This is a genomic window from Helicobacter sp. 23-1044, from assembly GCF_053654695.1.
Genome location: NZ_JBSIUQ010000011.1, coordinates 65,584 through 78,560, shown reverse-complemented (window position 1 = coordinate 78,560; position 12,977 = coordinate 65,584). Strand labels below are relative to the sequence as shown.

At 42.8% G+C, this 12,977-nt stretch carries 13 protein-coding genes and 1 tRNA gene; 6 read left to right on the top strand and 8 right to left on the bottom strand.

Features of this window, described 5'->3' with window-relative positions:
* From trmB to ACWIUD_RS09445, 3 genes are all read right to left on the bottom strand, one after another.
* The coding region (gene trmB / locus ACWIUD_RS09455; protein ID WP_454148683.1) for a tRNA (guanosine(46)-N7)-methyltransferase TrmB at positions 1-1,779 on the bottom strand (1,779 nt) is incomplete at its 3' end.
* 9 nt (positions 1,780-1,788) lie between these two features.
* Positions 1,789-2,979 carry a fibronectin type III domain-containing protein gene (locus tag ACWIUD_RS09450; protein WP_454148682.1) on the bottom strand — a complete coding sequence of 397 codons (1,191 nt, stop codon included), beginning with the start codon at positions 2,977-2,979 and terminating at the stop codon, positions 1,789-1,791.
* The gene (locus ACWIUD_RS09445) at positions 2,936-4,930 is read right to left on the bottom strand and encodes a pseudouridine synthase (protein ID WP_454148681.1); all 1,995 of its coding nucleotides are present in this window, start codon (positions 4,928-4,930) and stop codon (positions 2,936-2,938) included. The genes ACWIUD_RS09450 and ACWIUD_RS09445 overlap by 44 nt, the downstream gene beginning before the upstream one ends.
* Before the next feature lie 58 nt (positions 4,931-4,988).
* On the opposite strand from ACWIUD_RS09445, the gene ACWIUD_RS09440 reads away from it, so the two are divergent.
* The 3 genes from ACWIUD_RS09440 (at position 4,989) to ACWIUD_RS09430 (ending at position 6,419) form a co-directional block, all read left to right on the top strand.
* Positions 4,989-6,086, top strand: coding sequence for an FtsW/RodA/SpoVE family cell cycle protein (locus ACWIUD_RS09440; RefSeq protein ID WP_454148680.1), 1,098 nt, complete (start codon positions 4,989-4,991; stop codon positions 6,084-6,086).
* 90 nt (positions 6,087-6,176) lie between these two features.
* Positions 6,177-6,326 carry a hypothetical protein gene (locus ACWIUD_RS09435; RefSeq protein WP_454148679.1) on the top strand — a complete coding sequence of 50 codons (150 nt, stop codon included), beginning with the start codon at positions 6,177-6,179 and terminating at the stop codon, positions 6,324-6,326.
* 16 nt (positions 6,327-6,342) lie between these two features.
* A tRNA-Ile gene (locus ACWIUD_RS09430) sits at positions 6,343-6,419 on the top strand.
* 47 nt (positions 6,420-6,466) lie between these two features.
* On the opposite strand, the gene ACWIUD_RS09425 is transcribed toward ACWIUD_RS09430, so the two are convergent.
* The 4 genes from ACWIUD_RS09425 to ACWIUD_RS09410 all read right to left on the bottom strand — a co-directional run bounded on the left by ACWIUD_RS09425 (position 6,467) and on the right by ACWIUD_RS09410 (position 8,591).
* Positions 6,467-7,012 (bottom strand): GDYXXLXY domain-containing protein, encoded by a 546-nt coding sequence (locus tag ACWIUD_RS09425; protein WP_454148678.1) that lies wholly within the window; start codon positions 7,010-7,012, stop codon positions 6,467-6,469.
* Complete coding sequence (locus ACWIUD_RS09420) at positions 7,009-8,208, bottom strand: DUF2157 domain-containing protein (protein ID WP_454148677.1); 1,200 nt, start codon at positions 8,206-8,208, stop codon at positions 7,009-7,011. The genes ACWIUD_RS09425 and ACWIUD_RS09420 overlap by 4 nt, the downstream gene beginning before the upstream one ends.
* 83 nt (positions 8,209-8,291) lie before the next feature.
* Positions 8,292-8,414: a hypothetical protein gene (locus ACWIUD_RS09415; protein ID WP_454148676.1), complete on the bottom strand. Its 123-nt coding sequence runs from the start codon at positions 8,412-8,414 to the stop codon at positions 8,292-8,294.
* 24 nt (positions 8,415-8,438) lie between these two features.
* Entirely contained in the window at positions 8,439-8,591 is a 153-nt protein-coding gene (locus tag ACWIUD_RS09410; protein ID WP_454148675.1) for a hypothetical protein, read from the bottom strand.
* Here ACWIUD_RS09410 and trpB point away from each other — a divergent pair.
* From trpB to ACWIUD_RS09395, 3 genes are all read left to right on the top strand, one after another.
* A complete protein-coding gene (trpB, locus tag ACWIUD_RS09405; RefSeq protein WP_454148674.1) occupies positions 8,579-9,772 on the top strand; it encodes a tryptophan synthase subunit beta in 1,194 nt (397 codons plus the stop codon). The two genes, ACWIUD_RS09410 and trpB, sit on opposite strands and share 13 nt — an antisense overlap.
* Positions 9,765-10,556 (top strand): tryptophan synthase subunit alpha, encoded by a 792-nt coding sequence (trpA, locus tag ACWIUD_RS09400; RefSeq protein ID WP_454148673.1) that lies wholly within the window; start codon positions 9,765-9,767, stop codon positions 10,554-10,556. Before trpB ends, trpA begins: the two co-directional genes overlap by 8 nt.
* A gap of 148 nt (positions 10,557-10,704) precedes the next feature.
* On the top strand, positions 10,705-11,277 hold the full coding sequence (locus ACWIUD_RS09395; RefSeq protein ID WP_454148672.1) for an anthranilate synthase component II: 573 nt from the start codon (positions 10,705-10,707) through the stop codon (positions 11,275-11,277).
* On the opposite strand, the gene ACWIUD_RS09390 is transcribed toward ACWIUD_RS09395, so the two are convergent.
* Positions 11,274-12,908 (bottom strand): hypothetical protein, encoded by a 1,635-nt coding sequence (locus ACWIUD_RS09390; protein ID WP_454148671.1) that lies wholly within the window; start codon positions 12,906-12,908, stop codon positions 11,274-11,276. The two genes, ACWIUD_RS09395 and ACWIUD_RS09390, sit on opposite strands and share 4 nt — an antisense overlap.
* Positions 12,909-12,977 lie beyond the last annotated feature (69 nt).

Below are 12,977 nucleotides of genomic sequence, written 5' to 3'. Positions count from 1 at the left end.
GAAATGGGGGGTGCAGCCCTTTTGCGAAAAAATAAGAGACTTTGAAATGAAATTAGGCGACAAAATCGCAGAATCGCAGAATCTAAAAAGAGATTTTTCGCTTCGCTCAAAATGACAAATTGATTTGGATTGCTTCGGCGAATCTTGCGATTCGCCTCGCAATGACAAATCTAACGCAGATTCTGCAATATTTTCGCCATTTTTTTTATCAGATTCTGCGTTTGCAGAATCTACCCACCCCCTTTGTCCCCCTCCGCAAGGGAGGGGGAGAGATTGAGATACTTCACCTTGCTCAGTATGACAATTTGGACTAGATTCTGCGATTCGCAGAATCTCAATCGAAGTATTTGCGGTGTTGCTTTGCACGAAGTTTGCCCCGTTGCTAGGAAATAGAACTAGTGGTTCATTGACGACGCAATGGGGCAAACTTCGTGTGAATTGATTACCCAAAGACGAATTGCCATCGCTAAAAATTTTAAGTTTATAAATCACCTTCCCCTGCCTTCTCCACCTCGCCTCATACTTGCTAACTACCGCATTTCCCGCATTTTCCTGCGCCTCAAAGTGATAGTCTTTCGCCAAATCCTTGGCAAAGTCAAAATACTCCGCGCTATCGGTAAGCAACTCAAAAAATCCGCCATTTTTTAGCGCACCGAGCGCATTTTGCAAGAATTGCGCACTCAAAACGCGCCTTTGCGGATTTTTATCCCACGGCACGGGGAAATGCAGGAAAATTCTATCGAGCGATTTTCGCGGGACAATCTCGCAAAGCACGCGCGCATCGAGGTTTGCGACGAATAGATTTTGCAATCCCAAAAGTTGTATTTGGCGAAGCACTTGGGCGATTGCGGGGCGGTAGATTTCAAGTCCGATAATCGCGCTGTGTGGGTTTGTTCGCGCGAGATTTAGGATATTTCGCCCACTGCCAAATCCGATTTCAAGCATTGCACTTTTGCTTCGCTCTTTGCTCTGCTCTTTGCCTTGTGATAAAAGTGCGCAAATCTCCCGCCACGAGAGCAAAAACGCAGAATCTGCGACATTTTCGTCATTTTTTTCATTAGATTCTGCGATTCGCAGAATCTCAATCCGCAGGATTTGCGAGCATAGCGGAGCAACCATCGAAGTATTTGCGGTGTGGCTTTGCACGAAGTTTGCTCCGTTGCTAGGAAATAGAACTGATGGTTCATTAACGACGCAATGGGGCAAACTTCGTGTGAATTGCATACCCAAAGACGAATTGCACCCCAAATTGTGGGTTAAAATTTTTGCGTTCGTTACCCTCGCATACTCACACAGCGCGCACTTTATCAACTCTTTTGATGGGACGCTAAAATGCTTATTAAACTTCACAAGAATTTTGCCATTTTTTTGCAATTTTGTTAGCAAAATTTTTTGCGTGGCGAAGTTGTTTTGAAGCGCAGAATCTGAGTTTTTTTCATTAGATTCTGCGTTTGCAGAATCTACCCACCCCCTTAATCCCCCTCCGCAAGGGAGGGGGAGAGAATTGGAGTTACCCTCCGCAAGGGAGGGGGAAACTTTGGATGGTTGCTTCACTGCGTTCGCAAATCCTATGGATTGCTTCGATTCGCGTTGCAAATCTCGCAATGACAAAGCAGGGGCAGTTTCTGCGATTTGCGTGTGAGGGGCAGAATCCACCACTTCCGCCAAAATTATCACGCTTTTATCTTTTAGATTCTGCGCTTCAAAGATAAAATTAAAAATCCCCGATTTCACAGGCAAACTCGCAGAATCTAAATGCGTAGCGAAAAAATGCGGCATTGTCGCGCCCTACTTTATCGACAAAATGATTTTATTTGATGGCGCACTCTCCAAATTATCGCCATCCACCGCCACCACGAAGTAGCTAAACTCCCCGCTACTCGCGTCTCTATCGTCAAAATTATTCTGTGTCGCCTTAAATCGCTCTTGCTTGCCACTGCTAGAATCGATACGATAAACCACATAGTGCTTCGCGCCATCCACCGCATTCCACGCGATTTTTGCGACATTATTATCCACAAATCCCTGCGAGATTTGCGGTGCGGGTGGCGGTGCCTTTGTTTTCCCCACAATTGCGGGACTTTGAGTGCTTTTCAAATCATCATCATCCACGCTTTGGATTTTATAAAAATAACTCGCGCCATTTTCGCTGATATTGTCCGTGTGTGAGGTGCTTTTCGTAGTGGCGATTCGTAAAAATCTCCCGCTTTCCTTGTTTGCACGATATATGTTATAGGATTTTGCCCCGCTTTGCGCTTCCCACGAAAGGGTGATTTTTTGCAAAAGATTCTGCGTGGCATTGAGATTTTGCGGTGGTGGCGGGGGAGATTTTGTTTTTGCGGTTATTATTTGACTTGGGCGAGATGGATTTTTCGCGTGATTTACGGCGATAATGCGGTATTTATAACTCGCCCCACTCTCTAAATTTTTATCAAAATACTCCGGCAACAAGCGATGATTTACAAGCGCAATAGTCTTAAACTTCCCCTCAACCTCGCGCTGGATGAGATAATAGGCAATCGATGGATTTGGATGGGGCGAAAAGATGAGTTTGATTTGCCGTGGATAGTCATTTGAAGCGAAAACGCGCTCCACAGCGTCAATATACGAAGTCTTAACCTCTACAATCTCGCTAGGCGCGGAAAAATGCGTCTTACTAATGCTCTTAAATTTATAGCGATAAAGCGTCTCTGGCGTTAGATTTTCATCCACGAAATGCGTGATTTGCGGGTTTTCCAAATGTGCGATTTCGCTAAACTCGCCATTTTTTTCTTTATAAATCACAATTCCACTAACCCTCTCATCGCTTATAATCTCCCACTCAAAGGCGATTGCGCCGACATCGCTTATGGTTTTTATGTTTTTTATCACAGGCAGTGCAGAATCTTCGCCTTCAAGCGTGGCGATTATCCCCCCGCACGCACTAAAAAAAACGCTACAAATCAAAGCACACAGGCAACTTGCGTAATATCTCATCAATCTTCTCCATATCAAAATTTTTTGCCAAAATCTCGCACATATCATCAAAAATATTTGCTTGAAAACGCATTTTACCATTTTTTGGATGCGTTAGATACAGCAAATATGAATGCAGCATAACTCGCGAGGTTTTGCCCTTGTATCCGTAGAGTTCATCGCCTAAAATGTGGCGGTTTAGGCACTCCAAATGTGCGCGGATTTGGTGCGTCCTGCCTGTGAAAAGTCGCGCCAAAATGAGTTCCTTTTTGCCATCAAGCGAAGTGGCGAGTTTGTAAAAATGCGATTTTGCGTAACGCGCGGATTTTTTGGGAAAATTCGCCTTTGGGTATTCATTTGCGTTGTTTTGATACGAAACTTCGCGCAAATGACTTTTATGTCCTATTTTCGCGCATTTCGCGTGAAAACGAAGCGAAGCAACACCGCCATTACTTCGATTGTTTGATTGAGATTCTGCGATATTTGTGCGATTCGCAGAATCTGCAATTTGTCCCCCCTCCCTTGCGGAGGGGGCTAGGGGGTGGGTATTTTGTGAATTAGATTCTACGATTTTTGCGTTAGATTCTGCGTTTAGATTCTGCGAAATTGCGCTAGATTCTGCGATTTTTTGCATTTTTTTTGTTAGATTCTGCGTTTTTCCCGTCATTGCGAGATTCTGCGAAGCAGAATCGTGGCAATTCAAAAATTGTGCGTTAGCACCCTTAAACTCGCCCGCTTCGTGGTGCAAAAAATCGGATTCAAGGTTGCAGTAGTGCAACCGCCGATTTTTTGCTAGAAGCGGATTAAGCGAGGCACTCCCCCCTAAAAGCGAAAAAGCGGCTGCTTTTTGGCGCGTAGGGGGGAGCGGGGTAGGGGGGTGCAGCCCTTTTTGTGAGAAAATAAGGGATTTTAAAATAAAATTAGGCGACAAAATCGCAGAATCGAAGAATCTCAAAAGAGATTTTTCGCTTCGCTCAATATGACAATTTTTTTTGGATGGTTGCTTCGCTTCGCTCACAAAACAAGGCAAAGCCGAAGTTTCTTTATCCAATTCTGCGAATTGCTTCGGCGAATCTTGCGATTCGCCTCGCAATGACGAAGTATTCGCAAAAATTCCCGTGCGAGTCGCAGAATCTAAATTCGCAGAATCTAATGGATTGCCACGATTTGCCTTTGGCAAATCTCGCAATGACGAATAGATTTGCCCCTCCGCAAGGGAGGGGGAATTTTTAGATTCTGCGATTTTCGCACAAATCGCAGAATCTAGCGCAAAATCCAAACTTTTCACGCCACAAGGCAAATTTGCGACTTTTGAAAACTTCAAGCGATTTTTGGGATTTCGCCCCAAATAGCACTCCACCTCCACGCTTTCCTTCAAAGGCAAATCGATGAGTGCCAAATAAAGCCTCCCCATCGACTTTTGCGCTAACTGCTCGCTTAAAAATGCGTGCGCGCTGTTATTTTTCGCCACAACCATCGCGCCACTTGTTTGCTTATCCAAGCGATGGACGATGCCCTCGCGCTTCTCCCCGCTCAAAGTTGAAAGCTGAATTTGCCGTGCTTGTAGCCACTCTACCAAGCTTTCCTCACGCAAACTTGGTGCGCCGTGTGTCGCCAAAAACGGTGGTTTATTTAGCACCAAAACATCATCATCCTCATAAATTCGCTCGATAAAAATGTCGCTTTTTGGGGCGAGGGTGGGAGCGATGCCAAAAAATTCGCAGAATTTATCATTGTTTTGTTTGTTTGATTCGTTAGTTTCTTTTTCGCAAAAAGGGCGAGATTTGGGTGCTTCGCACGAATTATTATTAGATTCTGCGATTTGCAAAATCTCAATTTTATCGCTCTGCTCTACCAAAATCCCGCTTTTTTTGGCGATTTTGCCATTTATGGTGACTAGCTTTTTTGCAATCAGTTGCGCCACTTGCGAGCGAGAAACACCCAAATTTTTACTTAAAAATATATCAAGTCGCATTTTTCTCCAAAAATTTTTATATAATTTTGCCATTTTATTTACAAAAAGGGCAAATTTTATGTTAAATCTCAACAAAAAGGCATTTTCGCATTTTGATTATATGATTTTACTCACAAGCGCGCCAATCGTGCTAATGTCAATCATTCTCATTTATGAAATCGAGCGCGTCTCCACCACAAAGCAGTTGCTTTATATCGCATTTACGCTGATTATTAGCGCAATAATCTTTCTTTTGCCCTTGCGGAGGATGCTTTGGGTAATCCCTGCGTTTTATTGGGCGAGTATCGCGCTAGTTTTATCAGTGGAAATCATCGGCATCGACAAAGGCGGGGCAAAAAGGTGGTTAGAAATCCCATTTATCGGGATGAGTTTGCAACCAAGCGAAATGGTAAAAGTGGGACTTTTCTTAATGCTCGCATACAATATCCACAACAATCCCCCGCCAGAGGACGGATACGGACTAAGAGACTTTTTGAAGCACTCATTTTTTATTTTACTGCCTGTGATTTTGGTGAAAATTCAGCCGGATTTAGGCACTTCGATTTTGATTTTCATTTGCGGATATAGCATTCTTTTTTTGGTGGGAGTGCATAAAAAAATCCTGCTTGCGGGCATTTGCATTCTCATCCTATCCTCGCCGATAATCTATGTCACGCTAAAAGATTATCAACTGCAACGAATCGAATCGCTCATAAATCCCACCGCACAGAGTGCAAACACACATCAAGTCAATCAAAGCATAATCGCAATCGGCAGCGGCGGACTGCTTGGCAAGGATAGTGAGAATGCCACGCAATATCAACTGCGATTTTTGCCCGTGCCGGAGAGTGATTTTATTTTCGCGTATTTTTGCGAAAGATACGGATTTGTGGGCGGGATGGCACTGCTTTTTTGCTACTCGCTGCTGATTTTGCAACTATTTTCATTAAGTCATCAATATCGAAAAGATAAAATTTTGCAGGTTTTATGCGCGGGGGTGGGATTTTTGATATTTATTCACATTAGCGTAAATATGCTAATGGTGATGAAACTCGCCCCTGTGGTGGGGATTCCCCTGCCGTTTTTTAGCTATGGGGGGAGTAGTTTTTTGACATTTGGGATTTTATTTGCGATTTTGCAGAATCTAATCGCATTTAAGTATAATTTTAAGATTTAGCGATATAATTTTGCGTTTTTTTTTGGACTCTTTTAGATTTTTTATTGCGAGATTCTGCGTTTTTTGTGGAATTTGCGAATTTTACGAAATTTGAATTCTTGCGAAAATGTGGATTCTGCGGATTTGTGGAATTTAGATTCTGCGGATTTTGTGGAATTTGCGGATTTTGTGGAATTTAGATTCTGCGATTTTGCGGAATTCTGTATTTTTGCAAATTTCGGCGAAGTTCGCAGAATCTAGCGCGAAATTTATTTTAGGACCTTTAGCTCAGTTGGTTAGAGCTATCGGCTCATAACCGATAGGTCGCAGGTTCAAGTCCTGCAAGGTCCACCAAAATCTTTTAAAAACTCACCTCAAATCCGCAAAATCTAGCGCAAAAATCATTTTATTTTGCCACTTATGATTTCTAAATCCACTATTCGCACTTTGCCATTGTAGATTTTTAGTGTGGCGATTGCGATAAAACCGCCACTTGATTGGCTTAGTTCATCGCTACTTCGTGGTATTTCGCGCAATTTGCGCTCGATTTCTAATGCTCTATCTTTTGGGGCAAAATATTTTTCCGCGCCGATTTTTAGCTCACTGCTATATTTGTAAGCTTGCTTTGTTTTGATGAAAAGCCCGTCTTTTGGCTTTTGTAGTGATTTTTCGCCAAACTCAAAAATGCCATCATTGTTGCTATCGCTAAGCGAGACATAGATTTCTTTGATACCTTTTCTTGGCATTGCGATAGATTCATCATTGCTTAATTGCAAACCATAATCCAATCGCACGAAATTTCCCGCCAAAATATCGCGTGGGTCATATCCAAAGGCGCGGACTTTGACTTCCACGCCCAAAAGCACGGGCAAATACGCATTCACAAACACACCGCCGATTAGCAAAAACTGCGCGACAAAGGCGACAATCAAAAGTTTATTTTTCATTTTTGCACCGCCTTTTGCTTTTTTCGCGCGACAAAAAGCACCACCGCTCCAAAAATCGCAAAAATAATACTTGCCCCGATATAATCGCCAAGCAGGTTAATGTAGCGGATAATAATGAGTGCGAAAATAGTGAGAATCCCCAAAATTTTGTAATCATTTTTTATCAAATAAATGCCAAAAATTAGCGACAAAAATGAGTAAAAAACCTGCGCGAAAAATATATACGAAGCAAAATCCGCAGAATCTGTGGCAAATATGGTTAAAATACGAAATGATTCAAGCCAAAATAGCACTCCCAAAATGCCTAAAAAATAGCGTTTAAAGGCGAAATTTAGCAATGTAGGGAGCAAAAACGCCACCATAATTGAAATCTGCCAAAAAGATACAAAATGAAACGCCATATAATCTTGCGCACTTGCAAAACCATTGACACCCCACAAAAGCGCACACGCCAAAACAAAAAGCGCGTAAATTTTGTAATCCATCACATTAAACGCCAAAAATACGAGACTAAAAGAAACGCAAAAGAGAATAAAAAGATTTAGTGGCAAATCAAAGCCAAAAAGCCCAAAATCTAGGTAAAACAACAGCGCGAAAAAGTTAAAAAACGCTAGGATTTTTGAGCCATTAAAGATTTGCAGTGCGAATCCAAAGATGATAAAAATCCCAAAAGAATGCGTTAAAATATCATCAGTAGCGTTGATTCCAAAGGCGATAGCTGCAAAAATATAGCTTTGATAAAAAATTGCACCGCTTTTTAGCGCGAAACTCATTAGCAAACTCACAAACGCCACGCCCAAAAGCGCACTTGCGCTATCATCGCCCAAATGATAGATTTGCGATAAAAGTGCCAAATTTGCTAGTAGCACAAAATTGCTAAAAATGCCTAGCGAGATGCTATAAATTTTGTTTTGCGCAAAATATAGCGCGATTTGCGTGGCTAAAAGTGCGCCTAAAAGCAACGCCGTGCGGATAAATGCGGGGATTTGCTCCCAATTATAGCCAATAAGCGTAAGCAACGATAGCGCAAAAAGCACGGCAGAGAGCACAAAAAGAAGCGATGAAGTCGCCTTTTGTGGCGATTTTGCGAATCCATAATGTGCGAAAATTTTTTCTTTTTGCACTTCGCTTAAAAAGCCGTCATTTGTGAGATTTTCTAACTCATCTTTTAAGAATTTTTGTTTGTATGAAATCATTTTTTGCCTTTAAAAATTGTGTGTAAAAAATGTGAAAATGAAATGGTATCTAAAATTTATCACAAACTTGCTATTTGTAAATTTTACACTACAATCCGCACCCAAAAAATGCGGAGTTTATAAATGGTAATTTTTAGCAATGATGAGTTTTTATAGCCTGTGGATGGCGTTTTGGAGTGATTTGAGCTAGAAAATCCAAAAATCACAAAAAATAGCGTAGATTCTGCGACTCACGCGGGCAAAAGGCAAAATTTTATAGATTCTGCGAATTTCTCAAAAAAAACACACAAATTCGCAGAATCTAAAAGCACATTTTCGCTAAAATCGCATTGTAAAATCAACACAGATTCTGCGACAAAAAGGAATTTAAATGAACAAAGCATATTTTGGCGAGTTTGGTGGGCAGTTTATCCCTGAGACACTGATGAATTGCGTCATAGAGTTAGAGAGTGCGTATAATTTTTATAAAAATGACAATGGCTTTAATGCCGAGCTAAGCGAACTTTTTAATGGCTACGCAAATCGCCCCTCCCCGCTCTATCACGCCAAAAAGTTAAGCGCGGATTTGGGGGCAAAAATCTACCTAAAACGCGAGGATTTAAACCACACAGGCTCACACAAGATAAACAATGTGCTTGGACAAGCCCTATTAGCGCAAAAAATGGGCAAGACGCGCATAATCGCCGAGACAGGTGCGGGACAGCACGGCGTGGCTACGGCTACGGCAGCGGCACTTTTGGGCTTGGAGTGTGAGATTTTTATGGGTGCGGAGGACTGCATTCGTCAGGCGTTAAATGTCTATCGTATGCGACTTTTAGGCGCGAAAGTCAATGCTGTAAAAAGCGGGACTGCCACACTCAAAGACGCTGTGAATGAAACGCTCAAAGTTTGGACTACGCGCATCGATGATACGCACTATGTGCTAGGGAGCGTTATGGGACCACACCCATTCCCCACGATTGTGCGCGACTTTCAGGCGGTGATTTCGCGTGAGAGCAAAGAGCAGATTTTAGCATTAGAATCGCGTCTGCCAAATATGGTAATCGCCTGTGTGGGCGGGGGAAGCAATGCCATTGGAAGCTTTTATCACTTTTTGGAGGACAAAGAAGTCGCGTTAGTAGGCGTGGAAGCCGCAGGGCGTGGCATTAGGACAAAGCAAACGGCAGCCACCATTAGCACGGGCAAAGCGGGAATCTTTCACGGAATGAAATCGCTCTTTTGCCAAGATGAGTTTGGACAAATCGCGCCTGTATATAGCATAAGCGCGGGGTTGGATTATCCGGGCGTGGGACCAGAGCACGCATTTTTACACAGCACCAATCGCGCACAATACGAGGCGATTACCGATGATGAAGCGGTGAGTGCGTTTGAGTATCTATCGCGCGTGGAGGGGATAATCCCCGCGATTGAATCTGCCCACGCGATTGCCTATCTGCGAAAAGTCGCGCCAAATCTGCCAAAAGATTCGCTAGTGATAGTTACGCTATCAGGGCGCGGAGATAAGGACTGCGCGGCGATTGCACGATACCAAAATGAAAACTTGGGGGAGGAAGTGTATGAGTAATTTTAGTGAGATTTTTGCGGGGTGCAAGGGATTTGTGGCGTTTATCACTTATGGTTATCCTAGCATTGAAGCGAGTGAAAAACTCATCGAAGTTATGGCGCGAAATGGCGTAGATTTGATTGAAATTGGGATTCCATTCTCTGACCCCACAGCGGAGGGTGCAGTCATCGCAAACGCAAATGAAATCGCGCTAAAAAATGGCATAAACACAGATACAATCTTTAAATCTTTAAAGCGCGTGCGGGAGCGTGTGAGCGCGAATCTGTCCTTTATGACTTATGCAAATGTCGTGTTTTCTTATGGCAAAGAGCGATTTATCGCGCAAATGCGGGATTTGGGAATGTGTGCGCTGATTTTGCCCGATGTGCCTTTTGAGGAAAGGGGCGAGTTTGATGGCGAATGCAGGGCAAATGGCGTGGATTTGATTTCTTTTATCGCGCCTACGAGCGTGGATTCTGCGGATAGAATGACGCAAATCGTGCGCGAGGCAAGGGGTTTTATCTATTGTGTGAGTTCGCTTGGGGTTACAGGGATTCGCGCGAATGTGGGTGGAGGTGTGCGCGAAATGGTGGCGCAAATAAAGCAGATTCGCGCCGATATTCCTGTGGCGGTGGGATTTGGCATATCAAATGCGCAAAAAACGCGTGAAATAGCAGAGTTTGCCGATGCGATAATCATCGGTAGCGCGATTGTAAAACTATGCGAGAGTGAAAAAGATTGCGTGCAAAAAGTCGGCGCATTTGTGAGAGAAGTGCGTGGTGCGCTAGATTCTGCGAAGTGCTAAATTTACGCAAAGATTCTGCGAAATCGCTAAAATTTACGCAAAGATTCTGCGAAATGCAATAAAATCGCAGAATCTCCCCTAAAAATCCCGCAGATTCTGCGAATTTTACACGATATGCTATAATTTCCAAAAATTAAAAAGGCATAAAATGACTTTGCTAATCGATAATTACGACAGCTTCGCGTATAATCTCTATCAACTTTTGGGCGAGATTTTGCAACAAAAAATCCGCGTGGCGCGAAATGATGAGCTGAATTTAGGCGAGATTGAAGCACTAAATCCAAATCTTATCGTTTTATCGCCCGGTCCGGGAAAGCCGGAGAATGCGGGGATTTGCGTGGAGGTGGTGCGAGAGTTTGCAGGGAAAATCCCAATTTTTGGCGTGTGCTTGGGGCATCAGGCAATCGCCCTTGCATTTGGGGCAAAAGTCAGCTACGCCAAAAGCATAATGCACGGCAAAACCTCGCAAGTTGCGGTGGATACAAACTCAAAACTTTTCGCAGGATTTACGCCAAAAATCAGCGTGGCGCGCTACCACTCCCTTGCCATCGCAGAATCTACTCTGCCACACGAGCTAAAAATCATCGCAAAAACTGCGGACGGCGAGATTATGGCAATCGAGCATAAAAAATTCGCCCTTTTTGGCGTGCAATTCCACCCTGAATCTATTCTAACACCGCAGGGCAAGGCGATGGTGGAGAATATTTTGAGGGCAATTTAGCGCATTTTAAAGATATAAGTTTCGCGTGGGAGTCTAAAAAAATTCGCATTTGTGGCATTTGCGCCAAAATATTTTGCACTCACATATTTCATCAGCGAAATTAGCGTGATGTGTGGGATTGTGGGGAATCCGCTTTTAAAAATCAACTCGCCCTTTGGCGCAGAATCTACCACAGATTCTGCGAATGGCGAAATCATCGCAGAATCCGCCGAATTTTTCACAGAATCTACCGAATTTTTCGCAGAATCTACCCCAAATTTCGCAGAATCCACCGCGCTTTTATTGCTTAAAATCACCAAATCTCCCGCCTTTGGCGTGCCTTCATTGATGAGATATAAGATATTTGCGCTACTTGGCGCATTTGTGCGTAAATTCGCAGTCACATTATGCAAAATCTCTAAATGCGTTTGAAATCCAAATGCGTAAAACACCGCATCCGCGCCATAAATCCTAATATCGCTCCCTATCCCATCAAAATAAATATCCGCGCCTTGCGGATTATCCCGCAAATGCGAAGCGACAAAATCCAAAGTGCGCTGAAACTGCACGCCCTGCGCTTTTAAATCCACCATTTTGTAAATTCCATTTGGCAGATTCTGCGAAAAAAAGAGAAAAATCCCACAAATTAGGCACATTTTCACAAAAAGATTTTTCCAATATTTGCGCCCAAAATAAAGCAGTGGCGGGATTCCAAACACATAGCAGGGCAAAAGATAGTATGGCGCGGACATTTTTAGCACCATAAATGCCAAAAAATACGCAAGAGACGCCGCCAAACAGCTATCATAAAACGCCTCAATTTCCGCTTTTTTAAACGCCACTAAAAAAATTCGCCACGCAAAAAGTCCGCAAATGCCAAAAAAGATTACGCCATCATTTAAAACAAGTGCCACAAAATCGCTAAAAATCATCGCATTTTGCTTGTAATAATACAGCGGATTAAACGACATACGCACGAGAATGACATACAAAAGCGCATAAATTAGGGCAGAAGCGATAATATAAAGCGCAAATTTTTGTATATCTTTTTTGTGATTTTGCCCCCGATTTTGTAGTGTATAAAGCAACAAAATCGCCCCAAAGGCAAGTGCGGCAAGGAAAGTCGGCTCTTTGTAATAAAGCGCGATATTTAGCGTAATGATGGCAAAAAGCTGATTTTTTGGCGTGGGATTTTGCAGGGTGCGGAGGGCAAAAAGCATAAATAGCGCAATCCAAACAATCTGCACTTTTTCAAAATAGCAAATGCCAAAAAAGACGATGACAAATGCCGTGCTAAGCGATAAAAATGCGAGTGCGAGTGAGTTTAATTTACCTTCGCCTAAAATCTTTAAATAAATCACGCAAAAAATCACAAAAAGCAGCGCATTAAAGGCAAAAAACAAATATGGCGAAGTTGAGATTTGCATTAAAAACAATAATTCAAGCAAGGCAAACGGCGCGAAACGCCCATCGAGCGGATTTCCACCGCCATAAGTGGTAAATATTTCGGTGCTTTTTTGATAAATTAGCGCAAAATATCCCAAATCATCCAAATTCGGCGCATAGCGCGAGAATGCAACCAAAACAACGCAATAAAATGCGATGAAAAAATAGACTTTGCCCTGCCAAAATATTCGCATAAAATTTTGCATTTGCCCTCCGTAAAAAGGCGTATTTTAACAAAAAATCATTATAATTTCGCGCAAAAATCACCGCTAAAA